Here is a 24,342-nt window from a genome sequence, read left to right on the forward strand (position 1 = left end):
CTGGAAATTGCCGATAATTTACCGAATTCTGCCGTGGTTGCTGTTCGATACCGGTCCTGCTGCGGCCTGTTTTTTTCGCTATGCCTGCGGGTATAATTTGTGCGCAAGATGCGCAGCCAGGATCGTGAATGTCCATTAACAAAAAAAGACGCAGTACCGGAAGAGTGACGCTGGCCGATGTCGCGCAGCTTGCGGGCGTGGGAAGCATGACCGTTTCACGCGCACTGCGAACGCCGGAACAGGTCTCCGATAAGCTGCGGGAAAAGATTGAAGAAGCGGTCAGTCAGCTGGGATATCTGCCCAATCAGGCCGCGAGTTCGCTGGCCTCAGCGTCCTCCAATACTATTGCGATGATTGTGCCGAGCCTTTCTGAATCCGGTTGCGCCGAGATGTTCGCCGGTCTGCAAAAAGTGCTGCAACCCGCCGGATATCAGATCATGCTCGCCGAGTCCCAGCACCGGATCGAGCGTGAAGAAAAGCTGCTGGAAACCCTGCTCTCTTATAATCTGGCTGCCGCTATTTTGCTGTCGGTCGAACACTCCGCTAACGTGCGTCAGTGGCTGGATAATCTGACTATTCCGGTTCTTGAAATTGGTGCGCTGACTGACTCCCCGATAGACATGAATATTGGGATTGATTACGTTGAAGCCATGTTTCAGCTCACGCAAACCGTGGTGGCAAAGGGTTATCAGAACATCGGTATGCTGTGTGCCAATCAGGAACAGTGGATTTTCCAGCAACACCTGCAAGGCTGGCGCAAGGCGATGCTCAAGGCGCACATGTCGCCGCATCGCGTAATTAACGCGGCTGAACCGGCCTGCTTCTCAACTGGTGCACAGCAGTTACCGGAATTCCTGCTCGCCTGGCCGGAAATTGACGCACTGGTGTGTGTTTCTGACGATCTGGCCTGCGGCGCACTGTACGAATGTCAGCGACGTCGCATCAAAGTGCCGGACGATCTGGCCGTTGTCGGGTTTGGTAACGCAGATGTGAGCAAAGTCTGCCAGCCGCCGCTGACGACGATAGCGATCCCGCATAAAGAAATTGGAATACGCGCCGCGCAGGCACTGCTGGCGAGGATTAACGACGAAGAATGGGAAGAAGTGACGATCGCCTCGTCATTGTGTAAGCGGGACAGTTGCTAGAAAAGCGGCGGACAACTTTACATCGTCCGCCGGCGGCCTTACTCCGCGTCACCTTCAGAGCGCGCGCTGTCTTCATCGTGCACGCTTTCCGGGGCTAACACAGACGGTTCGCGCGTCAGCGGTTTACCGTGTTCTTTTTCGTTGTTGCGCGTCATCCACAGGGACAATGCCTTCAGGGAATCCGGGGTGAATTCGTCACAGCGTGCCGTAATTTCTTCCGGCGTCATCCAGCGGACGGCATCAATCTCTTCTTCCTGCAAAGCGAAAGGCCCGTGTGAAACGCAGCTAAATAGTGCGCCCCAGACGCGGCATTTATTCTCTTCCTCGAAGTAGAACTGCCCGTGTTCAGCAAACGGAACACCGGCAATGCCCAGCTCTTCTTCCGCTTCACGGCGGGCAGAATCAAGGATATTTTCACCGCTTTGTACCACTCCGCCGGCCGTGGCATCGAGCCAGCCCGGGTAGAAGTCTTTAATTTCAGTTCGGCGCTGAACCAAAATATTGCCCATGCCGTCATGAACCACAATATAGCTGGCACGGTGACGCAGGACCTGAGCGCGCATTTGTTGTCGGCTGGCCTGGGCAATGACCTCGTTTTCTTCGTTGACGATATCTACCCATTCATCCGTACTGATGTTTTGCTCTTGTTCTGACATCCGATGAACCTTCTCTTTTAAGCGCTGGTCTGTGCGCAATAAGTCTGTGCGCAGTGATTTTGCAACACGTCGATAATGTTCGGAGATTCTATCTGGGTCTGCGGGGTTGCTTCAATAGCCATGGATGCATTGGTGCATGGTAAAAGCTAAGTTATGGCGCAAAGTTCGCCATCAGACAACTCTGACATAGACTCCTATTTACCCACGTTATGTTACCCTATTAAATCTGATAATAAGCTTGTGATTAGCAGTAACACATAGGCGCATTTCGCCCCGCAAATCGCCAAGAGTGATTAAAACAACGCAGGAGGCAATATGATTGATCTTTATTATGCACCAACACCCAATGGCCATAAAATTTCTCTTTTTCTTGAAGAGAGTGGCCTGCAATACCGGCTCCACCGCATTGATATCAGCGCCGGAGACCAGTTCAAACCTGAATTCCTCGCCCTATCCCCGAACAACAAAATCCCGGCCATCGTCGACAGCCAGCCTGTTGACGGCGGCGCGCCCGTCAGCGTTTTTGAATCCGGCGCCATTTTGCAGTATCTGGCAGAAAAAACCGGGAAATTCCTGAGTAAAGAGCTGCGCGAGCGCACATCCACGCTGGAATGGCTCTACTGGCAGGTGGCCGGATTTGGTCCGATGCTTGGCCAGAACCATCACTTCACGCATTACGCCCCGCAGCCGGTGCCTTACGCCATCGAACGTTTCCTTCAGGAAACCCGGCGTCTGTACGGCGTTCTGAACCGCCAGCTGGAAAAAAACGCCTATATCGCCGGTGACCATTACAGCATTGCGGATATCGCCACGTATCCGTGGGTGGTGGCGCACGAGCGTCAGCGCGTTGATCTGGCTGAATACCCGGCCGTCCGCAACTGGTTCGAACGAGTTAAAGCGCGTCCGGCCACCCAAAAAGCCTACGCGCTGGCCTCTGTGCAATAAGCCCTCCCGCCTCCGGTATCTGCCGGAGGCGTTCTGATTTCCGCTGAATAAATAATTCCTAATTGTGCTCCATATCGCGCGTTAATGGTGATGACTCATCTATGATTAGAGACAGTTCATCCGCGTATTCAGACAGTTAAGGATCACGATATGAAGATCTTGATTACCGGCGCTACCGGGCTTATTGGCCGTAAACTCACGGAACGGCTTCTCGGGCAATCTCATCAGATTACTGCGCTAAGCCGTGCGCCTGAACGTGCGGCAAAACTGCTGGGGCCACAGGTTCAGATCTGGGAAACCCTCGACGGCAAGACATCGCTGGACGGTTTTGACGCGGTAATTAATCTGGCGGGCGAGCCGATCGCCGACAAACGCTGGACGAAAGAGCATAAAGCCTTGCTGTGCGAAAGCCGCTGGCAGTTAACGGAAAAGCTGGTGACGCTGATCAACGCCAGCCAGACGCCGCCTTCGGTCTTCATTTCCGGCTCCGCCGTGGGTTATTACGGCGATCAGGGTCAGGCGCTGGTGCCGGAGGATGAACCGCCGAATAAGCAATTTACCTGGCAACTGTGCGCCCGCTGGGAAGCGCTCGCGCTGACTGCCGAAAGCCCGCGCACCCGCGTTTGTCTGCTGCGTACCGGTATCGTTCTGGCTGAAAAAGGCGGCGCGCTGGCCAAAATGGTGCTGCCTTTCCGCGCCGGTCTGGGCGGTCCGCTGGGCGATGGCCAGCAATATATGCCGTGGATCCATATCGATGACATGATTGATGGCATCATTTTCCTGCTGACGCACGAAACGCTCTCCGGCCCGTTCAATATGGTTTCACCTTATCCTGCCCGCAATGAACAGTTCAGCGCCCTGCTCGGTGAAGTCCTGCACCGCCCGGCGTTTATGCGCGCGCCAGGTCCGGTAGTGCGTTTGCTGATGGGGGAATCCGCCGTACTGGTGCTGGGAGGCCAGCGGGCCGTGCCGCGCAGGCTGGAAGCAGCTGGATTTGTGTTTAAGCATCAGGAATTGAAAGAAGCCCTGGTGGATTTGCTGGGGTGATTGGGCAAGTCTTGCTCATGCATGTGAAGAAAAACCGTTTTGGCGTTGCTCCTCCCCCTGCAAAGGGGGAGGAGCTGACTACACGGATCGTTTTACTGCTTCACATCCACCTGATAAAAAACATGTTTCCCAAACGGGTCAATCTCATACCCACTCACTTCTTTCCGTACAGGTTCGAAAATCGTCGAGTGCGCGATCATCACCGCAGGTGCCTGATCATGCATCATCTGCTGAGCCTGCTCGTAGAGCGCGACACGCTTCGCATGGTCGGTGGTTTCCTTGGCTTCGGTAATCAGCTGGTCGAACGGCGGATAACACCATTTCGCGGAGTTTGAACCGCCTTTTGCCGCATTACAGGTAAACAGCGGGCCGAAGAAGTTATCCGGGTCGCCGTTGGCCGTTGTCCAGCCCATCAGCGCAGCCATATGTTCGCCGTTACGGATACGGGTCTGATATTCGCCCCACTCATAGCTGATGATGTGCGCTTTCACGCCAATCTTCGCCCAGTCAGCCTGAATCATCTCCGCCATGCGGCGCGCGTTCGGGTTGTACGGACGCTGAACCGGCATCGCCCACAGATCGATATCAAAACCGTTCGGCATCCCGGCTTCTGCCAGCAAGGCTTTAGCTTTCTCCGGCGAATAATCGTAATCCACCAGCTTATCGTTATAACTCCAGACACCCGTTGGCAGCAGCGTTTTGGCGACAGTTCCGGTGCCGTGGAAAACAGCGTCGATGATTTGCGGCTTATTGATCGCCATGCTCAGCGCCTGACGCACTTTCACATTATCAAGCGGTGGCTTCTGGGTGTTGAACGACAGGAAACCGGTGTTCAGGCCGGATTTGCTCATCAGATTAATGTCTTTGTTGGCACGCAGACGATCAAGATCGGCCGGATTCGGGAACGGCATCACCTGACATTCGTTTTTCTCAAGCTTGGCCATGCGCATCGAGGCGTCTGGCGTGATGGTGTACACCAGACGATCGATTTTAGATTTGCCCTGCCAGTAATCCGGGAACGCTTTGTACAGCAGGCGCGTGTCTTTCTGATACTGCACCAGCTCAAACGGACCGGTGCCGATCGGGTTCTGATCCACCTTCTCCGGCGTACCGGCTTTCAGCATCTGATCGGCATATTCTGCCGAGAGGATAGACGCAAAATACCAGGCCAGATCGGCGACAAATGGCGCTTCCGGGCGGGTCAGATTGAAGCGCACGGTGTAATCATCCACCCTGTCAATACTGCCAATCAGATCACCCAATTTCAGGCTGTCGAAGTTCAGATACGTGCCGCCGGAGATTTTATGGTAAGGATTATTTTCGTCTTTCTGACGCATGAACGAGAAGATAACATCGTCAGCATTAAAGTCGCGGGTCGGCGTGAACAGTTTGCTGCTCTGGAATTTCACGCCTTTGCGCAGATGGAACGTGTAGGTTTTGCCGTCCGGGCTGACATCCCAGCTTTCCGCCAGGCTTGGCACCAGCTCCGTCGTGCCGGTTTTGAAATCCACCAGACGATTGTAAATCGGCACGGCGCTGGCATCCACCGAGGTGCCCGAGGTGTAAAGTTGCGGGTTGAATTGCTCCGGCGAACCCTCAGAGCAGTAAACCAGCGTTTTCGCCGAAGCGCCGCCGGTGAGGGCTAATGCCAGTAAACCTGTGCTTATTTTTAAGATGTTGTGTTTCATTCTTTTCCCTATTTTCCCTGTCCGGAGAGTGTTTAGATCTTCTTCATCGTGGAACATAAAGCAAAAACAGATTAACATCTGGATAACACCTAGTAATGCTTTGTTATATATGAAAATCTTATAACAACACACCTTATTGGCGATCATTCAGAGGTCAAGATGTCGACACAAATCGCAAAACAGCTTACCGAACGTTTCTACCGCTATCTCTCCGTGACGTCACAAAGTGATGCCAGTGCGACTACGCTGCCGAGTACGCCGGGGCAGCATGATATGGCGCGTTTACTGGCCGATGAGCTGCACCAGCTCGGTCTGGAAAACATTCAGATTGACGAACACGCGACCGTTACTGCCGTTAAACCGGGCACGAAAAAAGGTGGCCCGCGCATCGGTTTCATTACGCATATTGATACCGTGGATGTCGGCCTGCGCCCTGACATTCACCCGCAAACGCTGCGTTTCACCGGCGATGATTTGTGTCTCAATAAAGAACAGGATATCTGGCTGCGACCTGCGGAAAGGCCTGAGATTTTACCGTATCTGGACGAAGAGATTATTTTCAGTGATGGCACCAGCGTACTCGGCGCGGACAATAAAGCGGCCGTCACCGTGGTGATGACGCTGCTGGAAAACCTCGGCGCAGACCAGGAATACGGCGATATCGTGGTAGCGTTTGTCCCTGATGAAGAGATCGGCCTGCGCGGCGCAAAGGCGCTGGATCTCGCCCGTTTTGACGTGGATTTCGCCTACACCATAGACTGCTGCGAGCTTGGCGAAGTGGTATACGAAAACTTCAACGCTGCTGCTGCTGAAATTACCTTTACCGGCGTCACCGCGCATCCGATGTCCGCCAAAGGCGTGCTGGTGAATCCGCTGCTGATGGCACAGGACTTCATCAGTCATTTCGACCGCGCTGAGACGCCGGAAAATACCGAAGGCCGCGAAGGTTATGTGTGGTTTAACGGCATGAGCGCCTCGCAGCAAGGGGCTAAGCTGAACGCGTCAATCCGCGATTTTGACAGCGCCAGTTTTGCTGCACGTAAGCAGAAAATTCACGACGTCGCGAAAGACATTGCCGCGCAATATCCGGCGGCAAAAGTGTCAGTTGAAATCAGCGACACCTACAGCAATATCAGCAGCGCCATCGGCGAAGACCGTCGTGCGATTGATTTGATTTTTGCGGGTCTTAAAGAGATTGGCGTTGAGCCGAAAGTGATCCCGATGCGCGGCGGTACCGACGGCGCAGCGCTGTCAGCGAAAGGTTTGCTGACGCCAAACTACTTCACCGGCGCGCATAATTTCCACTCGAAATATGAGTTCCTGCCGGTGAATTCGTTTGTGAAATCCTATGAACTGACCGTACAGCTTTGCCTGTTGGCTGCGAAAGGCTGATCCTGCTTTAGTTGAGAAAAACCCACACGCCATCCCAGCCTTCCCCTCGTGAGAGGGGAAGGAGCACGGATATCACTTCAATGCACCTGAAAGGAACTGTTGCAGACGGGCACTTTTCGGGTTGCCAAAGACTTCATCAGGATCACCCTGCTCTTCGATAACGCCCTGATGCAGGAAAATCACATGGCTGGAAACGTGACGGGCAAATTCCATTTCGTGTGTGACCACCACCATGGTTTTCCCCTCTTCCGCCAGTTTTTGCATGATGCGCAAGACTTCGCCTACCAGTTCAGGGTCAAGTGCTGACGTCGGTTCATCGAACAGCAGCACTTCCGGTTCCATCGCCAGTGCACGCGCGATAGACACGCGCTGTTGCTGTCCGCCTGACAAGTTTACCGGATATTTCCCCTGCGCACGGGCATCTATGCCCACTTTATCGAGGTATTTCACCGCACGTTCGCGCGCTTCGGCTTTGCTTAATCCCAGCACCTGAACCGGCGCTTCCATCACGTTTTCCAGCACCGTCATGTGGCTCCACAAATTGAAATGCTGGAAGACCATCGTCAGTTTAGTGCGCAGCAGTTGCAGCTGTTTTTTGTCGAAAACTTTCAGTTGCCCGTCGGTGTCGCGCACCATACGGATATCCTGATTATTGACGCTGATCGAACCTTCGCTCGGTTTTTCCAGGAAGTTAATGCAGCGCAAAAAGGTACTTTTTCCGGAACCGGACGAACCGATAATGCTGATGACATCGCCCGCATTCGCAGACAAAGACACGCCTTTCAGCACTTCGTGGTCACCGTAGCGTTTGTGTAAGTCGAGAACCGCTAATTTGTTTTCTGGCATAATATTTATATCCGCAATGGTTATTTTTATCAGTGGCTTGACTGAGGCTTCACGTGCGCCAGCCAGCGTTTTTCCGCCTTGCGGAACAGACCAATCAGGACAAAAGAAACACAAAGATAAATCACCGCCGCAATCCCGAATGCGTAAAAAGGCTGATAGGTCGCGGAGTTAATATCACGGGCGATTTTCAGCACATCCGGCACCGTGGCGGTAAAGGCCAGCGCGGTGGAATGCAGCATCAGAATCACTTCGTTACTGTACGCAGGCAGCGCGGTGCGCAGAGCCGACGGCAAAATAATGCAGGTATACAGTTTAAAGCGTGAGAAACCGTACGCATTAGCCGCTTCAATTTCACCGTGCGGAACGGAGCGGATCGCGCCGGCAAAAATCTCGGTGGTGTACGCGCAGGTATTGAGCGTCAGCGCCAAAATCGTACAGTTCAGCCCGCTGCGGAAGAAAGCATTGAGGAAGTCTGTGCCACGCACAATTTCCAGGCTGTACATGCCGGAGTAAAACACCAGCAGCTGCACGTAAAGCGGTGTACCGCGAAAAACGTAGGTATAAAGCCAGATTGGATAGCGCAGGAATTTGTTGGAGGAAACGCGGCCAACCGCCATCGGCACCGCCAGTAATCCGCCCATCACGACCGAGCTTATTAACAGCCACAGCGTGATCGCCAGTCCGGTAAAACGGTAACCGTCGCTGTACAGCAAGGACATGCCGTATTGTTGTAAAATTTCGATCATAGGTCTGCCCTCTTCACACCCAGCGAATAACGGCGATCAAGCCAGACCAGCACGCCGTTCGACAGCGTGGTGAAAATCAGATAAACCACACCCGCGACAATCGCGAAGTAGAAAGGCTGATACGTGCCTTTGCCTGCCAGCTGCGTCGCTTTCACCACGTCATTCAGGCCAAGCAGGGACACCAGCGCGGTGGCTTTCAATATAACCTGCCAGTTGTTGGCAATGCCGGGCAGCGCAAAACGCATCATGGCCGGGAATAAAATACGACGAAAAATCTGCGAGCCGCTGAAACCAAACGCCGTCGCGGCTTCAATCTGACCGCGGGGAACCGCCATAAAAGCACCGCGGAACGTCTCGGTAAAATAAGCGCCGTAAATAAAACCCAGGGTAATAATACCCGCGCTCATAGGATCGATATCAATCTGAGAAAAACCTAAGGATTCAGTCAGGCTGTTAAGCGCAATCTGCAATCCGTAGAAAATAAGCAACATTAAAACCAGGTCAGGGACGCCGCGAATAAGCGTGGTGTAACAACCAAAAATACCCGAAATAACCCGGCTTTTTGACAGTTTCCCGCCAGCCCCAATAAGCCCGATCACCAACGCTAAAATCACTGACGAAATCGCCAGCTCCAGTGTCACCAATGTGCCCTGGATAATTACCTGGGAATACCCATACAGCATGTATTTGTCCTGTCTTCAGTGGATCCCGGCACAGGTTACGCTAACCCTGCGTCAGAACCGCAGGGAGCGGCGAACCGCTCCCTTTGGCACATCTCACAGCGCAAATCAGCCGCCGTAAACGTCAAAATCGAAGTATTTTTTGGCCAGTTTGTCGTAAGTGCCGTCTTTACGCATGCTGTCGAATGCTTTGTTTAGCGCAGCCTGCAAATCGGTTTCGTTCTTACGCAGACCCATGCCTGTGCCCACACCGAAGAATTTATCGTCTTTCACGGAAGGACCCGCGAACGCGTAATCTTTACCGGCAGCCTGTTTCAGGAAGCCTTCGCTGCCTGCCACTTCATCCTGGAAAGCCACATCCAGACGACCTGAGGCCAGATCAGCGTAGATCAGATCCTGGTTCTGGTAAGCCACCACGTTGATGCCTTTTGGCTGCCACATTGCGTTGGCATAGGCTTCCTGAGTAGAACCTTGCAGAACACCGACGTTTTTGCCTTTCAGCGCGTCCAGCGTTGGCAGAATTTTAGAACCTTTTGGCGCGATCAGACGGGCGTTAGCCGCGTACAGTTTTTCCGTGAAATCAATTTCCTGCTGACGTTTTTCAGTGATCGACAGGGAAGAGATAATCGCATCAATTTTCTTCGCTTTCAGAGAAGGGATCAGCGCATCAAAGTCACTTTCAACGTAAGTACATTTGATGGCTGCGCGTTTACACATCTCGTTAGCCAGGTCGATATCAAAACCTACCAGCTTGCCGCTGGAGTCTTTTGATTCAAATGGGGCGTAAGTCGGATCAGTACCGATATTAATTGCTTTAGGCGCGGCAGCAAATGCACTACCTGCACTGGCTAAGACCAGAACCAGCGGAAGAACCTTGAACAACTTTTTCATACATTAGCCTCAGTGATTATTCATCTGTTGTGGTTGTGTGTGCGTGAATGAACGTCTTTTTATAGTTTGCTGAACGGCGCAAATGGCTTTTTGCCAGGTTTTCTCATGCACGTTCCGTGCCGTTTCTCCGTAAGGTGATTTTCATCTCATGAAGAACGAAAACCGTTCAAAAAAGCATCGGGATAATGAAAGTTTTCAAAGGTCTGAAGGAAGAATAGCTGAAGCGCCCGTGAACACTGCACCTTAATGAATCAAATTGTGATCATTGTTGGTGCAATGTAACGGTGTTGCGCAAAAGAGGTGCGTAACGCGGTGAGAAAGTTTAGTGACTGCCCTGCCATCGAACAAATAAGTCTTGCGGAAGCTCGATATCAAACTGGTCGATCACCCGGTTGACGGTCTGATCGATAATATCTTCCACGGTTGCCGGCCGGTGATAAAACGCCGGAACCGGCGGCATAATAATCGCGCCCAGCTCGGCTGCCTGCGTCATCAGCCGTAAATGCCCCAGATGCAGCGGGGTTTCACGCACGCAAAGTACAAGGCGTCGCCTTTCCTTGAGCACAACATCCGCCGCGCGCGTCAGTAAACCGTCGGTATAACTGTTCACAATGCCGGAAAGGGTTTTGACCGAACAAGGCAAAATCACCATGCCCGTGGTTTTAAATGAGCCGGAGGAGATACTGGCGGCGATATCGCGGGAATCATGCACGACGTCGGCCAGCGCCTGAACATCGCGCAGTGTCAGATCCGTTTCCAGCGTCAGCGTCTGGCGGGCGGCATTGCTCATCACCAGATGGGTTTCAATATCCGGTACGCTCTGCAAAACCTGCAAAAGCCTGACACCATAAATTGCGCCGCTGGCGCCGGAAATACCGACAATAAGTCGTTTCATGAACACTGCCTTAGAAAATGTTACCGGACCTGATGCCGCCAATACTGACATAAATTCAGACATAAAAAAACGCGCCCGCCCGGAGTTCACCGGAGGAGCGCGTTTAAGCGGATGTCAGCAACCGGCTAATCAGCCTTCGTTGTGCATCTCAAGGTTTTCCGCTTCCTGCTGACCACGCAACGCCTGAGCGTCGTCGTTGCGCAGCGCTTCGAGGTATTCCAGATAGTTCTGGTCAACGTCTTTGGTGACGTATACACCGTCGAACACGGAACATTCGAATTTCTCGATGTCGGTATTGTCTTCTTTCACTGCGGCGATAAGGTCGCTCAGGTCCTGGAAGATTAACGCATCGGCACCAATGATCTGGTTGATTTCGCTGACTTCGCGACCATGGGCAATCAGTTCATTTGCGCTTGGCATATCGATGCCGTAAACGTTCGGGAAACGAATTTCCGGCGCCGCAGAGGCCAGATAAACACGTCGTGCACCGGCTTCACGCGCCATCTCAACAATTTGCTGAGAGGTGGTGCCGCGCACGATGGAGTCATCGACCAGCAGCACGTTTTTATCACGGAACTCAGCGCGGTTAGCGTTCAGTTTACGACGTACAGATTTACGGCGTTCCTGCTGGCCCGGCATGATAAAGGTACGGCCTACATAGCGGTTTTTCACAAAACCCTGACGGTACGGTTTATCCAGAATACGCGCGATTTCCAGCGCGATATCGCAGGAGGTTTCCGGGATCGGAATGACCACATCGATATCCAGATCTTCCCATTCACGGGCAATTTTTGCGCCCAGCTTTTCACCCATACGGACACGGGCGCTGTAGACGGAAATTTTGTCGATGAAGGAGTCCGGACGCGCGAAATACACATACTCGAACAGGCACGGATTGTACTGAGGATTCTCAGCACACATGCGGGTAAACAGCTGGCCTTTCTCGGTGATGTACACCGCTTCGCCCGGCGCGACGTCACGCAGGAACTCGAAGCCCAGCGTATCAAGCGCTACGCTTTCAGATGCGACCATATACTCGTTGCGGCCATCTTCCAGCGTACGTTTACCGATAACCAGCGGACGGATACCGTGCGGGTCGCGGAACGCCAGCATACCATGGCCGATGATCATCGCCACGCAGGCATAAGCACCACGAATTTTCAGGTTCACGGCAGCTACAGCGGCGAAAATGTTGTCGGCTTCCAGCGGGTAATGCTGGAAACGGTCCAGTTCACTCGCCAGGATATTGAGCAAGATTTCAGAATCGGAAGTCGTGTTCACATGACGGCGCTGGCCTTCGAACAGGTTGCTTCTCAATTCGTGAGCATTGGTCAGGTTACCGTTGTGGGCGAGTGTGATGCCGAACGGAGAGTTGACGTAGAAAGGTTGAGCTTCTGAGGCACTGGAACTGCCAGCCGTTGGATAGCGAACATGGCCGATACCCATGTTGCCTTGTAAGCGTTGCATATGGCGGGCTTCAAAAACATCTTTCACCAGGCCATTGGCTTTCCGTAAACGGAAATTGTTATTGGCATCGATGGTGGTGATGCCAGCAGCATCCTGCCCACGGTGTTGTAGCACCGTTAACGCGTCATAAATCGACTGGTTTACCGGCATGAAACCGGCGATACCGACAATACCGCACATGTTGTCTTTTCCTCTTCAGCGCTGCCAGAACTAAATATGTTTTGGCAAGAAACTCGACGTGCTCTGCAGGTAGTCAAAGAACCACCTGATGATATAACTGAACTGTGGGATCAACTGGGATTGTTTCCAGTCGTCACTTTGCGAAAAACTGGTGAAGGTATCCAGGAAGAACAGCATCGCGGAGACGATAAGTACGCCGCGCAGTGCGCCGAAGCACACACCTAACACCCTGTCAGTGCCGGACAACCCGGTTTTTTCAACCAGTGAACTGATCACATAGTTGACAATTGCACCTACGATCAACGTCGCGATGAACAAGATGGCAATTGCGATCCCGTTTCGAACTAACTCATCTTCGAAACGCGTGAAGTAGATGGCGAGATACGGGTAATAATGACTGGCTACAAAGAAGGCGCAAGCCCAGGTAACCAGTGATAAAGCCTCGCGTACAAAGCCACGGATTAAACTGACTAAAGCAGAAAATCCGATAACCGCAATGATGACGTAATCAATCCAGACCATTAACAATTCCAGTGTCTAATCCAGTCGCGTCTACCCCGGCATCCAAATCGCTGCGAATTCTAACAGAAAAAGAAAACGTTTGCGTAGCGGAAATCAGCCGGTCAGACAAATTAATAATAGCGATTAAAAAAACCTCAACCGCAGCATAAACCTATAAAATCCCAACCCGGCGATCTTATAGAAAAAGGGCACAAATCGCTTGTGCCCTCCCTGGTATTTTTTGTGTTTTTAGTGCCTTCCGGCTTCCCCGCTCTCACGGGGAACCGCAAGATTAGTGCGCCGAATAAGCACGCACTTGTCCGCCTAACCCGCTGAGCTGTTGCAGCTGAGGAAGTGAAGCTTCCAGTTTTTGTTTTGACGCATCCGGGCCCACATAAAGCCGCGTGATTTGTCCCTGCACCGGCGTCGCCGGAACAGAATAAGCACGGAACCCGGAAAGCCGCAGAGTCGCAACAATCTCGGTCGCTTTCGCCGCATTTTTCAATGCGCCGAGCTGCACAACATAAGACTGACCCGCCGGCGCTTTTTCTTCCGGCGCAGGCTTAGGCTGTTCCACGGCTTTCGGTTGTTCAACCGGTTTCGGCTGTTCAGCGACGACCTTCGGTTGCTCGACCGGCTTCGGCTGTTCGACCGGTTTTGGTTTCACCACCGGTTTGGCTTCCGCCAGCGGTTTAGGTTCAATCGTTTTTGGCTTCTGCTGAACAGGTTTTGCTGGCGCCGTTTGCACCGGTTTCCTCTGCTCAGGCAGCGTCGTGACCGGCGGTGCTTCGACCGTCGTATTCCCCGGCGCTACGTTGCCATGATTTGCGGCATTGGTATTTGTTGCCGCACTGTCGATGTCCTGCGCACCGTTCATAGCCTGATTTGCGCCTTCCGGCGGCTGAGCGGGCAATGACTGCGTGACAGGCGGTACAGAATCCTGTTCCTCAACATCACCCGGTTTTGGCACCAATGGAATAGACGCAAATTCGTCTTCATAATGCTTTTTTTTGCCGTCGAGTAAACCGGGCAAAATGATAACGCCCAGCGCCACCAGAATGACCGTCCCGACCAGACGATTTTGAAACTTACTTGCCACTGGTTTTCCCCGTGTCGATAGCATCCATTACGTGAGCTACGGTGTGGAACGAACCGCAGACAACCACAATATCCTGAGGAGCCGCCTCCTGCATAGCCTGTCTCCAGGCAGACTCCACATCATCAAACCGGCGCGCCTGATGCAGGTGCGAGGCCAGTTCTTCAACGCTGGCGCCACGTGACCCTTCCAGCGGTGCGCAATACCATTCATCCACCTGAGGCGAAAGACAAGCCAGCGTACCGGCAATATCTTTGTCTTTCAACATTCCCACCACCGCACGCACTTTCCCTCCATGGCGCGGCTGTTCAGCCAGGCGTCCGGCCAGATAAGCCGCGGCGTGCGGGTTGTGCGCGACGTCAAGGATCAGGCGTGGCGATTCACTGACCGTCTGGAAACGCCCCGGCAGCGCAGCACGCTGTAAGCCGCTGCGTAACGCCTCTTCAGGAATATCCAGCGCTGAATAATGCAACGCGGCCAGTGCCGTCGCGGCATTCGGCAGCGGAACATTCGGCAGCGGCAATCCGTCCAGTATGGTGACTTCTTCGCCATCCTGCAAAGCCGCCCAGCGCCAGTTTCCGGCGTTTGCCGCGAAATTCCAGCTCTCACCCCGGCGGTATAAATCTGCATGTTTCTCTTTTGCCACATTGGCAATAGATAGCGGCATATCCGGCTCACCGACTACGGCTGGTTTGCCTGAACGGAAAATACCGGCTTTCTCGCGGCCAATGCTCTCGCGATCTGAGCCGAGCCAGTCAGTATGATCCAGCGCGATGCTGGTGACGACCGATACGTCCGCATCAACGATATTGGTCGCATCCAGACGCCCGCCCAGCCCGACTTCGAGGATAACAATATCCAGCTTCGCCTGTTTGAACAGCTGTAACGCCGACAGCGTGCCGTACTCGAAATAGGTCAGGGAAATATCGCCCCGCCCGGCTTCCAGCAGCGCAAAAGAGGCGCAGTGCGCAGACTCAGGCAACTCTGCGCCCTGAATACGGACGCGCTCGGTATAGCGGACAAGGTGCGGGGAACTGTAAACGCCCACACGGTAACCCGCGGCCATCAGAATGGCTTCCAGCGTCGCACAGGTAGTGCCTTTGCCGTTGGTTCCTGCGACGGTAAAGACGCGCGGCGCAGGTGTCAGCAAATCAAGTTTTGTCGCCACCGCTTTGACCCGGTCAAGGCCAAGCTCGATAGCCTGAGAATGGAGGTTTTCAAGATAATAAAGCCACGTGGCCAAAGGCGACGTGGCTTGAGGGATAAGTTGATTTTGCATGAGTCCCGTTCAACCTGAGTTAGGTTCACTTCGACACTACATCACCAGACTGTGATAGCAGGCAATGCCCTCTTTGTCAGAACTGACGAAGAGTAAAAGCACAGCCAGGAGGTGCCGGGCGGCATAAAACAGGTTACCGCCCGAAAACTGACCGGCTTTTACCTCGTCCGATCAGGCATCCTGATGATGGTCAGCGGCAGAACCGTTGACAGGAACATGGACGTCAACCACATTCGGCTCCGGGTGCCCGGTCAGTTTCGCCAGAACGCTGCCGAGTTTGGCGCGCATGTCCGGACGACGCACGATCATATCAATCGCGCCTTTCTCAATCAGGAATTCACTGCGCTGGAAGCCCGGCGGCAGCTTTTCACGAACTGTTTGCTCGATAACACGTGGACCGGCGAAACCGATCAGCGCTTTCGGCTCAGCGACGTTGATGTCACCCAGCATTGCCAGGCTGGCAGAAACGCCACCCATGGTCGGATCAGTCAGTACAGAAATGTACGGCAGACCGCGTTCCTGCAATTTCGCCAATGCGGCGCTGGTTTTCGCCATCTGCATCAGCGACATCAGCGCTTCCTGCATGCGCGCACCGCCACTGGCAGAGAAGCATACCAGCGGGCAGTTATCTTCCATCGCCTGTTCAACGGCACGCACAAAGCGAGCCCCCACCACCGACGCCATTGAACCGCCCATGAAGGCAAATTCAAAAGAAGCTACCACGATTGGCATACCGAACAGCGTGCCTTTCATGACGATCAGGGCGTCTTTTTCGTTGGTTTCTTTCTGTGCAGCAACCAGACGATCTTTGTATTTTTTGGAATCTTTAAACTTCAGAACATCTTTAGGCTCAAGCTCGCTGCCTAATTCAACCTCACTACCCTCGTCCATGAAAGTGGACAGACGCATACGCGCGGTAAGACGCATATGGTGGTCACACTTAGGGCAAACCATGAGGTTGCGCTCAAGCTCGGCGCGGTAAAGAACCTGCCCGCAGCTGTCACATTTAGTCCAGACGCCCTCAGGAATACTTGCCTTACGGGTTTGCGAGTCAGTGCTCTTACTAAGAATTCGTTCAATCCAGCTCATCGATAACCTTTCTGTTTGAACCCGGCCGAAGCCAGTCCGCTGTTCATGCTGTAACAAGTCCCCTGAAACCTACCCAAATACGCCTGCGCACGGAGTGTCAAAAAACCTCACACACCGCATTGCAGAAGGGTTGTTCGCAGGAACAGACCATAAATTGTCGCTCATTAAACCATAACGGCCAGACACTGTGGATAAAAAACTGGTCCACCCTCTGGTTTAATGTCTTAAATTTTAAAGCGCTTGCGCAAAAAATCGCCGCAGATTAATCCTGCTGACGCTTTTCTTTCGCCGCTGCGCGTTTGTGCCGCCAGACTTCTACCACGCCCGGCAGAATAGAAACCACGATGATGGCAACAATCAGTAATTTCAGATTTTCCTGAACAATTGGCAGATCGCCAAACAGGTAGCCCGCGTAGGTAAACAGCAGCACCCAAATCAGCGCACCAATCACGTTATAGGCCGCAAAGTGTCGGTAGGACATATGCCCCATACCCGCTACAAACGGCGCAAAAGTCCGGACGATTGGCACGAAGCGCGCAAGAATAATCGTTTTGCCGCCATGTTTCTCGTAAAACTTGTGCGTTTTGTCTAAATAACTGCGACGGAAAATTTTCGAATCCGGATTGCTGAACAGCCGCTCACCAAACACCCGTCCGATAGTGTAGTTCACCGCATCGCCGAGGATCGCCGCAATTGCCATCAGCAACACCATCACATGTACGTTAATGTCATTACCCGGCAATGCCGCCAGCGCGCCAGCCACAAACAGCAGCGAGTCGCCCGGTAAAAACGGCGTCACCACCAGACCCGTTTCACAAAACAGGATCAGGAACAAAATCCCGTAAACCCAGATGCCATACTGCGCAACCAGCTCCGCTAAATGCACATCAATATGAAGAATAAAATCAATAATAAAGTGGATAAAACTCATTTGATTTACCGTCCCATGTATTCTTAAAAACGTGGCGTAAAAATCACGTGTACTGTTCCCTAATCTTCCAGGAACAAGGGGCCCATACTGACCTGAGGTAATGCAAATTTCTCAGGGTAATCAACAGATACCAGATACAACCCTTCCGGTTTTCCGGTCGCCGCAGCCAGATTGCGATCTTTCGCTGCCAGCAATTCTGCCATCCAGCCTACCGGCTGATTTCCTGCACCGATTTCGACCAGGCTGCCAACAATATTTCTCACCATATGATGTACAAAGGCGTTCGCCTTGATATCGACCACCACATAATTACCGTGGCGGCTGACATTCAGATGCATCACATAACGCCAGGGCGTGCGCGACTGGCACTGGGACGCACGGAACGACGTAAAATCGTTTTCCCCGAGCAATGCCTGCCCGGCGAGTTGCATTTTTTCCACATCAAGCGGCATGTGGACGTGCGTCACACCGGTATGCAAAATCGCCGAACGGTAGCGATTATTGTAAATTACGTAGCGATAACGGCGTGCCGTGGCGCTGAAGCGTGCATGAAAATCTTCAGGAACACTGGCACACCAGCGCACGGCAATATCTTTCGGCAGATGGGTATTGACGCCCATCGTCCATGCGGCATCTTTGCGCAAAACCGGCGTATCGAAATGCACCACCTGCCCGGTGGCACTGACACCCGCGTCGGTACGCCCGGCGCAGAGCACCACAATTGACGCATCCGCCACGCGGCTCAGGGCTTTTTCCAGACATTCCTGGACGCTCGCCGCGCCCTGCTGTCTCTGCCAGCCATAATATTCACTGCCGTTGTACTCAATGCCTAACGCTACGCGACCCGCAACAACCGGAGCCGCGACGTCAGCAATTACATCATCGGACATTATCAGTACCAGTATTCGTTAATCAGTTTTTCTGCGGTCTCAACCGCCATCAGGGCACCGCCGAAACGCACGTTGTCAGCCACTGACCAGAATTGCAGTAATTCAGGCACGCCGTAGTCATTGCGGATACAACCGATGCTCAGATTCGCGTTACCGGAAGCGTCGCTGACCTGTGTCGGGAAATCATCTTCTTCGCTGAGGCTGATATCATCGATACGTTCGAGTTCAGTACGCGCCTCTTCCGCAGACAGCGGACGCAAACCTTCAAGATGCACAACCTGCGCATGGCCGTAAAATACCGGTGACTGCACACAGCTGACGGAAATTGGCAGACCGTCATTTTGCAGAACTTTGCGAACCTGATCGACCAGACGACGTTCCTGAAGAACGCTGCCCTCTTCGTCACTCACCAGCGGCAACAGGTTAAACGCCAGCTGCTTAGTGAAAATACCTTCTTCTGCAGGGATGCCGTTGAGCAGACGGGCGCTTTGCCCGGCCAGATCGTCCACGGCGGCTTTACCCAGCGCGGAAACAGAGAGCAGAGAAGTGACGTGCAGGCGGGCAAGACCGGCCTGTTCGGTCAGCGGCTTGATCGCCGTCAGAAGCTGGCTGGTCAGGCTGTCAGCAACCGCCACGATATTACGGTTACGATAATGGGACAGCGCGTCCGGGTTCACGCCCGGCACCACCAGCGGAATATCGTTTTCGAGTGAGAACAGACCGCTGCTGTCAATCACCAGACACCCCTGATTGGCGGCTTCTTCGGCATACAACGTCGAGGCTTCGGTACCGGCAACAAAGAACGCCAGCTGAACCTGGGACCAGTCAAACCCGGATGCCAGCTGCACGCGCAGGCTTTTGCCATTAAAGCGCACGGTCTGACCCGCACTGCGGTCGCTGGCCAGCGGGAAGAGCTCACCAACCGGGAACTGACGATCAGCCAATAATTCCAGTAACGCATCACCGACTGCACCCGTCGCGCCAAGCAGCGCAATATTCCAGCCATCAGACATGTTGGTATTCTCCAGAAATAAAAGTACAAAATACAAGGGGCGATGAATAATCACCGCCCTGCTTTCAAATGGTTATCGCGTCACTGTAGGCTAAAAAGCTTAAGGGCGCGTTAAGGCTTAGCCCGTAACGCTGTTAAAGCCCAGTTTTTTCAGCACATCAGCAGTTGCCGCATCGTCGCAAATCACCCGCAAAGATGACCACTCACGACGTTCTTCGTAGAACTTACGCAGCTTATCGAATTCGCCCGGTTTCCCGGCCACACGGCGCAAAGGCCGGTCATCGCGGCGCACATCATACACTAAGTGGATGAGCCGCAGCAGTTTGGCTTCGCTGAGCGCGCCACTGAGCATCACTTCGGCAAATTCCGGAGCAGGAAGTAAGGATTCCAGCGGCACGGTTTGCGGTTGTCCGATGAACTGGCTGAACGCTTCGAAAACCTGCGTGGTGCCACGTGCTTTGCCTTCCAGACTGTAACCGGCAATGTGCGCCGTCCCGATGGCGACTTTATCCAGCAGCGCCAGCGATAAATCAGGTTCCGGTTCCCAGACATCCAGCACGGCGGTCAGTTTTTTGCTGCCGTTAAGTGCTTCAAGCAGCGCGGCGTTGTCGACAACTTCACCACGGCAGGCGTTAATCAGAATACGGTCACCCGGCAGACGCGCCAGTAAATCCGCGTCGACCAGATGATGCGTGGCATAAGGGCCTGACATGTTCAGCGGAGTATGGAACGTCAGAATATCGGCTTCGGCGACCAGTTTTTCCAGCGGCCAGAATTCACCGGCATCGCCACGATCGGCGCGCGGCGGATCGCAAAGCAGCGTACGGACACCCAGCGCTTCCAGACGGGCGTTCAGGCGCGAACCCACATTACCGACGCCTATGATCCCGACCGTTTTGTCGCGCAGCTGAAAACCATCGCGCTGCGCAAGGATCAGGAGCGAAGAAAAGACATATTCCACTACCGCAATCGCATTGCAACCCGGCGCCGCCGAGAAGCCAATACCCTGCGTGGCAAGCCATGCGTCATCAACGTGATCGGTACCCGCTGTTGCGGTACCTACAAATTTCACCGGTTTTCCCGCCAGCAAACTTTCGTTCACTTTCGTCACGGACCGCACCATCAGCGCGTCAGCATCATTGAGCGCATCTTGTGGAATTGGGCGGCCAGGCACGGCCTGCACGTTCCCCAGCCGGCTAAAAAGCTCGACGGCATACGGCATATTTTCATCAACCAGGATTTTCACGTTTGTCTCCGGCAGCAAGGCCTAAGAAAGAATAGAAAATAAAGAGGACACTGATTTTGCCACGATATGAAATGAGATCCCAACCGGGTTTACCTGTCGTTACGAAAACGTTGTGGCGTGGTGCCGGAAATGTGCTGGAACATGGCAATAAACGCCGACGCCGAGCTATATCCTACATCCAGCGCAATCTCATGTACGGTTTTACCCTGCTCTAACAACGAGATGGCATGCAGAAAGCGCAACCGCTGACGCCACTGCGCAAATCCCATGCCTAACTCCTGCTGGCAGCGGCGCGAAAGCGTCCGTTCGGTGGTATAAACCTGCGTCGCCCATTGGGCCAGCGGCGTATTATCCGCCGGATTTTTTTCCAGCGCACTCAGCACCGGCGAGAGCAATTTATCTTCGGAAGTGGGCAGATAGGTATTCTGACGCGGTGCCTGACTGATTTGATCCAGCAGCACGCGACACATGCGCAGGTCCGCTTCGGTGACCGGCTCCGACATATTGCGCGAAAAGCAGTCATCAGCAATCGCATTGAAAATGGCCGTCGGCGTCAGCAAACACGGCGTGGAAGGCAGATCTTGATTCAGCGCCGGAGCGATATCAATCGCACAAAATCGCGTCGTTTTGCGGTTATAACTGGAATGCTCCACGCCGGCGGGCACCCAGATCGCAAACTCGCGTGGTGCCAGATAGCGCTTCCCCCCGACCAGCATCGCCAGAACGCCGGACTTCACGCAGATAATCTGGCTCCACGGATGTGAATGCTGAACATACTCGGAATTCCCTTCAACAATCTCGCCGCGAAACAACAGTGTCACCGGCACTTTTTCCGGCAACGGCGGATAATAGCGGGGAGACGACGAATGTTGAGATGAAGCACGTGGAGTTGGCATAAAACCCTATTGTCTGTGAGCGATACTGCAATTGTCTTAATTGCGTGAACAGTTGTCTGATTATCGTTATCTCTAACAAATAAGACAATCGTACACTTGCGTTACGATTTACTCAGAGACAATTTCCAATGAATGTACTTTTTCCGCTGCTGGCCGTGCTGATCTGGTCACTGAATGCGGTCGTCAGCAAGGCAGCCTCAGGTACGATAGACCCGGCTGCTATCTCTTTCTACCGCTGGCTTCTGGCGCTGGTGACGCTAACGCCTTTTGTCCTGCCCGGCGTTCTGCGTAACCTGCAAGCCGTCAGACAATACTGGTGGAAACTGCTGATCCTTGGCCTGCTCGGAATGGTGCTTTATCAGAGCCTGGCGTATTACGCCGCGCACAGCGTCAGCGCCCTGTTTATGGGGATCCTTAACTCCCTGATCCCGCTGCTGACCGTTCTGATTAGCTTGTTTATGTTGAGCGTGGTACCGACGGTCGGTGTGGCCGTGGGCAGCATTGTTTCTCTCAGCGGATTAATCTGGCTGGTCAGTGCGGGGGATCCGGCGCAGTTGCTGCAACACGGTATCGGCACCGGTGAGCTGATGATGTTTGCCGCATCGGCGTCCTACGCGCTGTATGGCGTCCTGACCAAACGATGGGCGATCCCGCTGCCGAACTGGCAGTCGTTGTATGTGCAGATAATTTTCGGCGTCTTACTGTTGCTGCCTAACTTCCTGATGGCGAAAGATGTCAGCCTGACCATACACAATATTCCGCTGGTGGTTTTCGCGGGGATCCCCGCGTCAATCATTGCGCCTTTTTTGTGGATACAGGGCGTTATCCGCCTCGGCGCGAACAAAGCCTCTATTTTCATGAACCTGTCACCCATTTTCACAGCAATAATTGCGGTGTTGTTCCTGCATGAACACCTGCAAAGCTACCATCTGATCGGCGGCGGCATCACGCTGGTCGGGGTTATCCTTGCACAGCGTCTGCGTAAGCCTTTGTTTGGCCGCACATCCGGCGAACGGCACAAAGAAACGCGTTAAACCTCACTGCCATCCCCCGTTCAGGGGGATGGCACCTTCCCCTTTTACGCTTTTGCGTACAGTAAGATGTTTTTACCCGCCGTTTTCAGAAACAATATCCTCATGAATGTTCACTGGGCTGCTATTCACGGTGTCGGTTAAAACACTTTGCAGGTATGATGAGGCGCTTCTGCGCTTTGCACCGCGCTTACTCATCAAGCGACGTTTAAATTTCCAGCGAAGGACGGTGATATGCAACCTTTGAGCGGCCCGGGCATGCCGGTTGGCGACAACAGAACACAGCCCCAGGGTCAGACCGTTCCGGTTAAACCGGGAGGCGAATTACCGCTCACACCGGCACAGCGCACCACGCTGGAAAAGCTGATTGTGAAACTGATGGCGCTGACTCCCATAAAATCTGCTGAGATCTGGGCCAACCTGCGCCACGATCTTTCGCTGCCTCATGGTGCGGAAATCACCTCATCACAATTTCCTCAGGCGCAGACGTTGTTGCAGGGGAAACTGACTCAGGCGCAGGACAGCCACGCGACCCGCCAGCTGATGTTGCAGCTGACCGAGCTGTTGCCGCAGGGCAATAATCGTCAGGCCGTCAGTGATTTTATTCGCCAGAACTTTGGTCATACTGTTCTGAGCCAGCTGACGCATCCGCAGCTTCAGCAAGTGCTGGATCTGATCCAGACACGCCAGATGAATATTCCACAACCTCAGCAGACGCCGGTCACCGATCGCCCACTGCTACCTGCGGAACATAACAGCCTGCAACAACTGGTCACACGTCTGAGCGCGGCTACCGGTGAAGCGCCGGTCAAAGTCTGGCAGGAACTATTCAATCTGGTGGGCGTAAAAGTCGGCGATTCGATCCCGGCTAAGCATTTTCAGCTGTTAAGCCAGTTCATGCAGGTAAAAGCGTCACTCAGCCAGCAAACCACTGCGCCGACGCTGACAACACTGCTGAGCGTACTGAAACAACCGGCCAGCACGCATGAAATACGTCAGCTCACCGAGTATGTCGAAAACCGTTTCAGCGCGACGTTATCCACGCCGCTGACGCCGGTTCAGGTCAGTGACCTGATTGGCGTATTGTTCAGCCAGCGCGTTGACCGCTCCCCGCACGCGGAAGACATCGATGACAGCTTTACCACCGTCTCACGTACCGATCCGCAGCCGATCATGAATCCTTTCGTGGCCATGTTGCCGCCTTCCATGCAAGCGCTCGGCGGCAAACCGTTAGTGTTTATCGCTTTTGTGGTCGTCGTATTGCTACTGTGGGCGGTCTTTTAAGACGCTGCTCACGCACAGCCGCAATCTTCAGGGGCGGAGTCCGCCGGATAAACTCCGCGCGCTTCGCCCTTCTCGACCGGATGCCGGTCACGAGTCCAGAAATCCAGCCCGCCGATCATTTCTTTCACGCGAAACCCTAGCTTCGCCAGTTTGTACGCGCCCTGCGTAGAACCGTTACAGCCAATCCCGTCGCAATACGTCACATACACGACGTCTTTATTTAGGCCGAGGGTGCTTTCTGCCGTCATATTTTTATGCGGAAAACTGACCGCACCGGGCACATGACCGCGCGCATAATGTTCAGCAGAACGGGTATCAATAACCACAATGCCGGTCACGCCATTTTGTAAATCGGCTGCCACATCCGCGGCATCGGTATAAAAGCTCAGTTTTGACTGTAAATAGGCCGCGCTGACTTCGGGAGAAGGCGGTTCGTAAGCCAGAACATAAGACGTCTGTGACATAAAATTTTCCTCTGCAATTTACTGTGTTGAAAACAGGTCCATCAT

At 53.5% G+C, this 24,342-nt stretch carries 24 protein-coding genes; 6 read left to right on the forward strand and 18 right to left on the reverse strand.

The window, feature by feature from the left end; genetic code table 11:
* Positions 1–128 precede the first annotated feature (128 nt).
* On the forward strand, positions 129–1,145 hold the full coding sequence (locus tag GW579_RS07340; RefSeq protein WP_152324381.1) for a LacI family DNA-binding transcriptional regulator: 1,017 nt from the start codon (positions 129–131) through the stop codon (positions 1,143–1,145).
* A gap of 38 nt (positions 1,146–1,183) precedes the next feature.
* On the opposite strand, the gene yfcD is transcribed toward GW579_RS07340, so the two are convergent.
* Positions 1,184–1,801 (reverse strand): NUDIX hydrolase YfcD, encoded by a 618-nt coding sequence (gene yfcD, locus GW579_RS07345; RefSeq protein ID WP_165058308.1) that lies wholly within the window; start codon positions 1,799–1,801, stop codon positions 1,184–1,186.
* 315 nt (positions 1,802–2,116) lie between these two features.
* Here yfcD and yfcG point away from each other — a divergent pair, with 315 nt between their 5' ends.
* Together yfcG and GW579_RS07355 are read left to right on the forward strand one after the other, a co-directional pair.
* Positions 2,117–2,746: a GSH-dependent disulfide bond oxidoreductase gene (yfcG, locus tag GW579_RS07350; protein ID WP_152324383.1), complete on the forward strand. Its 630-nt coding sequence runs from the start codon at positions 2,117–2,119 to the stop codon at positions 2,744–2,746.
* A gap of 150 nt (positions 2,747–2,896) precedes the next feature.
* Entirely contained in the window at positions 2,897–3,793 is an 897-nt protein-coding gene (locus GW579_RS07355; protein ID WP_165058310.1) for a TIGR01777 family oxidoreductase, read from the forward strand.
* A 92-nt stretch (positions 3,794–3,885) separates the two neighbouring features.
* Here the strand turns inward: GW579_RS07355 and GW579_RS07360 are convergent, their stop codons facing one another.
* Complete coding sequence (locus tag GW579_RS07360; protein WP_165058312.1) at positions 3,886–5,481, reverse strand: ABC transporter substrate-binding protein; 1,596 nt, start codon at positions 5,479–5,481, stop codon at positions 3,886–3,888.
* A gap of 159 nt (positions 5,482–5,640) precedes the next feature.
* On the opposite strand from GW579_RS07360, the gene pepT reads away from it, so the two are divergent.
* Positions 5,641–6,873 carry a peptidase T gene (pepT, locus tag GW579_RS07365; protein ID WP_152324386.1) on the forward strand — a complete coding sequence of 411 codons (1,233 nt, stop codon included), beginning with the start codon at positions 5,641–5,643 and terminating at the stop codon, positions 6,871–6,873.
* 72 nt (positions 6,874–6,945) lie between these two features.
* Here the strand turns inward: pepT and hisP are convergent, their stop codons facing one another.
* The 15 genes from hisP to GW579_RS07440 all read right to left on the reverse strand — a co-directional run bounded on the left by hisP (position 6,946) and on the right by GW579_RS07440 (position 21,518).
* The gene (gene hisP / locus GW579_RS07370; protein ID WP_152324387.1) at positions 6,946–7,719 is read right to left on the reverse strand and encodes a histidine ABC transporter ATP-binding protein HisP; all 774 of its coding nucleotides are present in this window, start codon (positions 7,717–7,719) and stop codon (positions 6,946–6,948) included.
* Positions 7,720–7,748: 29 nt separating this feature from the next.
* On the reverse strand, positions 7,749–8,465 hold the full coding sequence (locus GW579_RS07375; protein WP_152324388.1) for an ABC transporter permease: 717 nt from the start codon (positions 8,463–8,465) through the stop codon (positions 7,749–7,751).
* Positions 8,462–9,148, reverse strand: coding sequence for a histidine ABC transporter permease HisQ (locus GW579_RS07380; RefSeq protein WP_152324389.1), 687 nt, complete (start codon positions 9,146–9,148; stop codon positions 8,462–8,464). Before GW579_RS07380 ends, GW579_RS07375 begins: the two co-directional genes overlap by 4 nt.
* Positions 9,149–9,253: 105 nt before the next feature.
* On the reverse strand, positions 9,254–10,036 hold the full coding sequence (argT, locus tag GW579_RS07385; protein WP_101076128.1) for a lysine/arginine/ornithine ABC transporter substrate-binding protein ArgT: 783 nt from the start codon (positions 10,034–10,036) through the stop codon (positions 9,254–9,256).
* 322 nt (positions 10,037–10,358) lie between these two features.
* Positions 10,359–10,931, reverse strand: coding sequence for a UbiX family flavin prenyltransferase (locus GW579_RS07390; protein ID WP_152324390.1), 573 nt, complete (start codon positions 10,929–10,931; stop codon positions 10,359–10,361).
* A gap of 129 nt (positions 10,932–11,060) precedes the next feature.
* Entirely contained in the window at positions 11,061–12,578 is a 1,518-nt protein-coding gene (purF, locus tag GW579_RS07395) for an amidophosphoribosyltransferase (protein ID WP_152324391.1), read from the reverse strand.
* Positions 12,579–12,608: 30 nt separating this feature from the next.
* A complete protein-coding gene (gene cvpA / locus GW579_RS07400; protein ID WP_104921249.1) occupies positions 12,609–13,100 on the reverse strand; it encodes a colicin V production protein in 492 nt (163 codons plus the stop codon).
* Between the two features lie 271 nt (positions 13,101–13,371).
* Positions 13,372–14,178 (reverse strand): cell division protein DedD, encoded by an 807-nt coding sequence (gene dedD / locus GW579_RS07405; RefSeq protein WP_152324392.1) that lies wholly within the window; start codon positions 14,176–14,178, stop codon positions 13,372–13,374.
* On the reverse strand, positions 14,168–15,454 hold the full coding sequence (gene folC, locus GW579_RS07410) for a bifunctional tetrahydrofolate synthase/dihydrofolate synthase (protein ID WP_165058314.1): 1,287 nt from the start codon (positions 15,452–15,454) through the stop codon (positions 14,168–14,170). The genes dedD and folC overlap by 11 nt, the downstream gene beginning before the upstream one ends.
* Positions 15,455–15,625: 171 nt before the next feature.
* Positions 15,626–16,543 carry an acetyl-CoA carboxylase, carboxyltransferase subunit beta gene (accD, locus tag GW579_RS07415; RefSeq protein WP_152324394.1) on the reverse strand — a complete coding sequence of 306 codons (918 nt, stop codon included), beginning with the start codon at positions 16,541–16,543 and terminating at the stop codon, positions 15,626–15,628.
* A gap of 262 nt (positions 16,544–16,805) precedes the next feature.
* Positions 16,806–17,474, reverse strand: coding sequence for a DedA family protein (locus GW579_RS07420; protein WP_152324395.1), 669 nt, complete (start codon positions 17,472–17,474; stop codon positions 16,806–16,808).
* Between the two features lie 59 nt (positions 17,475–17,533).
* Positions 17,534–18,364, reverse strand: a complete 831-nt coding sequence (gene truA / locus GW579_RS07425) for a tRNA pseudouridine(38-40) synthase TruA (protein ID WP_165058315.1) — start codon at positions 18,362–18,364, stop codon at positions 17,534–17,536.
* 2 nt (positions 18,365–18,366) lie between these two features.
* Positions 18,367–19,377 carry an aspartate-semialdehyde dehydrogenase gene (locus GW579_RS07430; protein ID WP_165058317.1) on the reverse strand — a complete coding sequence of 337 codons (1,011 nt, stop codon included), beginning with the start codon at positions 19,375–19,377 and terminating at the stop codon, positions 18,367–18,369.
* A 117-nt stretch (positions 19,378–19,494) separates the two neighbouring features.
* Entirely contained in the window at positions 19,495–20,622 is a 1,128-nt protein-coding gene (gene pdxB / locus GW579_RS07435) for a 4-phosphoerythronate dehydrogenase PdxB (RefSeq protein ID WP_152324398.1), read from the reverse strand.
* A gap of 89 nt (positions 20,623–20,711) precedes the next feature.
* On the reverse strand, positions 20,712–21,518 hold the full coding sequence (locus tag GW579_RS07440) for an AraC family transcriptional regulator (RefSeq protein WP_165058319.1): 807 nt from the start codon (positions 21,516–21,518) through the stop codon (positions 20,712–20,714).
* Between the two features lie 128 nt (positions 21,519–21,646).
* On the opposite strand from GW579_RS07440, the gene GW579_RS07445 reads away from it, so the two are divergent.
* Both GW579_RS07445 and flk read left to right on the forward strand, forming a co-directional pair.
* Positions 21,647–22,552, forward strand: a complete 906-nt coding sequence (locus tag GW579_RS07445) for a DMT family transporter (RefSeq protein ID WP_165058321.1) — start codon at positions 21,647–21,649, stop codon at positions 22,550–22,552.
* 231 nt (positions 22,553–22,783) lie between these two features.
* A complete protein-coding gene (gene flk, locus GW579_RS07450) occupies positions 22,784–23,833 on the forward strand; it encodes a flagella biosynthesis regulator Flk (RefSeq protein ID WP_165058323.1) in 1,050 nt (349 codons plus the stop codon).
* A gap of 8 nt (positions 23,834–23,841) precedes the next feature.
* Here the strand turns inward: flk and GW579_RS07455 are convergent, their stop codons facing one another.
* Positions 23,842–24,297 carry a rhodanese-like domain-containing protein gene (locus tag GW579_RS07455; protein ID WP_152324402.1) on the reverse strand — a complete coding sequence of 152 codons (456 nt, stop codon included), beginning with the start codon at positions 24,295–24,297 and terminating at the stop codon, positions 23,842–23,844.
* Positions 24,298–24,342: the final 45 nt, after the last annotated feature.

Origin of the sequence: Rahnella contaminans, assembly GCF_011065485.1 — a bacterium.
In the GTDB taxonomy this organism is placed as follows: domain Bacteria; phylum Pseudomonadota; class Gammaproteobacteria; order Enterobacterales; family Enterobacteriaceae; genus Rahnella; species Rahnella contaminans.

Excerpts from the sequence above, each read along its gene's own strand:
- GW579_RS07355 (WP_165058310.1), top strand. The coding sequence starts at position 2,897 with ATGAAGATCTTGATTACCGGCGCTACCGGGCTTATTGGCCGTAAACTC.
- GW579_RS07430 (WP_165058317.1), bottom strand. The coding sequence starts at position 19,377 with ATGTCTGATGGCTGGAATATTGCGCTGCTTGGCGCGACGGGTGCAGTC.
- hisP (WP_152324387.1), bottom strand. The coding sequence starts at position 7,719 with ATGCCAGAAAACAAATTAGCGGTTCTCGACTTACACAAACGCTACGGT.
- yfcG (WP_152324383.1), top strand. The coding sequence starts at position 2,117 with ATGATTGATCTTTATTATGCACCAACACCCAATGGCCATAAAATTTCT.
- cvpA (WP_104921249.1), bottom strand. The coding sequence starts at position 13,100 with ATGGTCTGGATTGATTACGTCATCATTGCGGTTATCGGATTTTCTGCT.
- GW579_RS07340 (WP_152324381.1), top strand. The coding sequence starts at position 129 with ATGTCCATTAACAAAAAAAGACGCAGTACCGGAAGAGTGACGCTGGCC.
- pepT (WP_152324386.1), top strand. The coding sequence starts at position 5,641 with ATGTCGACACAAATCGCAAAACAGCTTACCGAACGTTTCTACCGCTAT.
- GW579_RS07360 (WP_165058312.1), bottom strand. The coding sequence starts at position 5,481 with ATGAAACACAACATCTTAAAAATAAGCACAGGTTTACTGGCATTAGCC.
- yfcD (WP_165058308.1), bottom strand. The coding sequence starts at position 1,801 with ATGTCAGAACAAGAGCAAAACATCAGTACGGATGAATGGGTAGATATC.
- purF (WP_152324391.1), bottom strand. The coding sequence starts at position 12,578 with ATGTGCGGTATTGTCGGTATCGCCGGTTTCATGCCGGTAAACCAGTCG.
- truA (WP_165058315.1), bottom strand. The coding sequence starts at position 18,364 with ATGTCCGATGATGTAATTGCTGACGTCGCGGCTCCGGTTGTTGCGGGT.
- GW579_RS07375 (WP_152324388.1), bottom strand. The coding sequence starts at position 8,465 with ATGATCGAAATTTTACAACAATACGGCATGTCCTTGCTGTACAGCGAC.
- GW579_RS07390 (WP_152324390.1), bottom strand. The coding sequence starts at position 10,931 with ATGAAACGACTTATTGTCGGTATTTCCGGCGCCAGCGGCGCAATTTAT.
- GW579_RS07455 (WP_152324402.1), bottom strand. The coding sequence starts at position 24,297 with ATGTCACAGACGTCTTATGTTCTGGCTTACGAACCGCCTTCTCCCGAA.
- argT (WP_101076128.1), bottom strand. The coding sequence starts at position 10,036 with ATGAAAAAGTTGTTCAAGGTTCTTCCGCTGGTTCTGGTCTTAGCCAGT.
- GW579_RS07380 (WP_152324389.1), bottom strand. The coding sequence starts at position 9,148 with ATGCTGTATGGGTATTCCCAGGTAATTATCCAGGGCACATTGGTGACA.
- GW579_RS07440 (WP_165058319.1), bottom strand. The coding sequence starts at position 21,518 with ATGCCAACTCCACGTGCTTCATCTCAACATTCGTCGTCTCCCCGCTAT.
- accD (WP_152324394.1), bottom strand. The coding sequence starts at position 16,543 with ATGAGCTGGATTGAACGAATTCTTAGTAAGAGCACTGACTCGCAAACC.
- GW579_RS07420 (WP_152324395.1), bottom strand. The coding sequence starts at position 17,474 with ATGAGTTTTATCCACTTTATTATTGATTTTATTCTTCATATTGATGTG.
- folC (WP_165058314.1), bottom strand. The coding sequence starts at position 15,454 with ATGCAAAATCAACTTATCCCTCAAGCCACGTCGCCTTTGGCCACGTGG.
- flk (WP_165058323.1), top strand. The coding sequence starts at position 22,784 with ATGCAACCTTTGAGCGGCCCGGGCATGCCGGTTGGCGACAACAGAACA.
- GW579_RS07445 (WP_165058321.1), top strand. The coding sequence starts at position 21,647 with ATGAATGTACTTTTTCCGCTGCTGGCCGTGCTGATCTGGTCACTGAAT.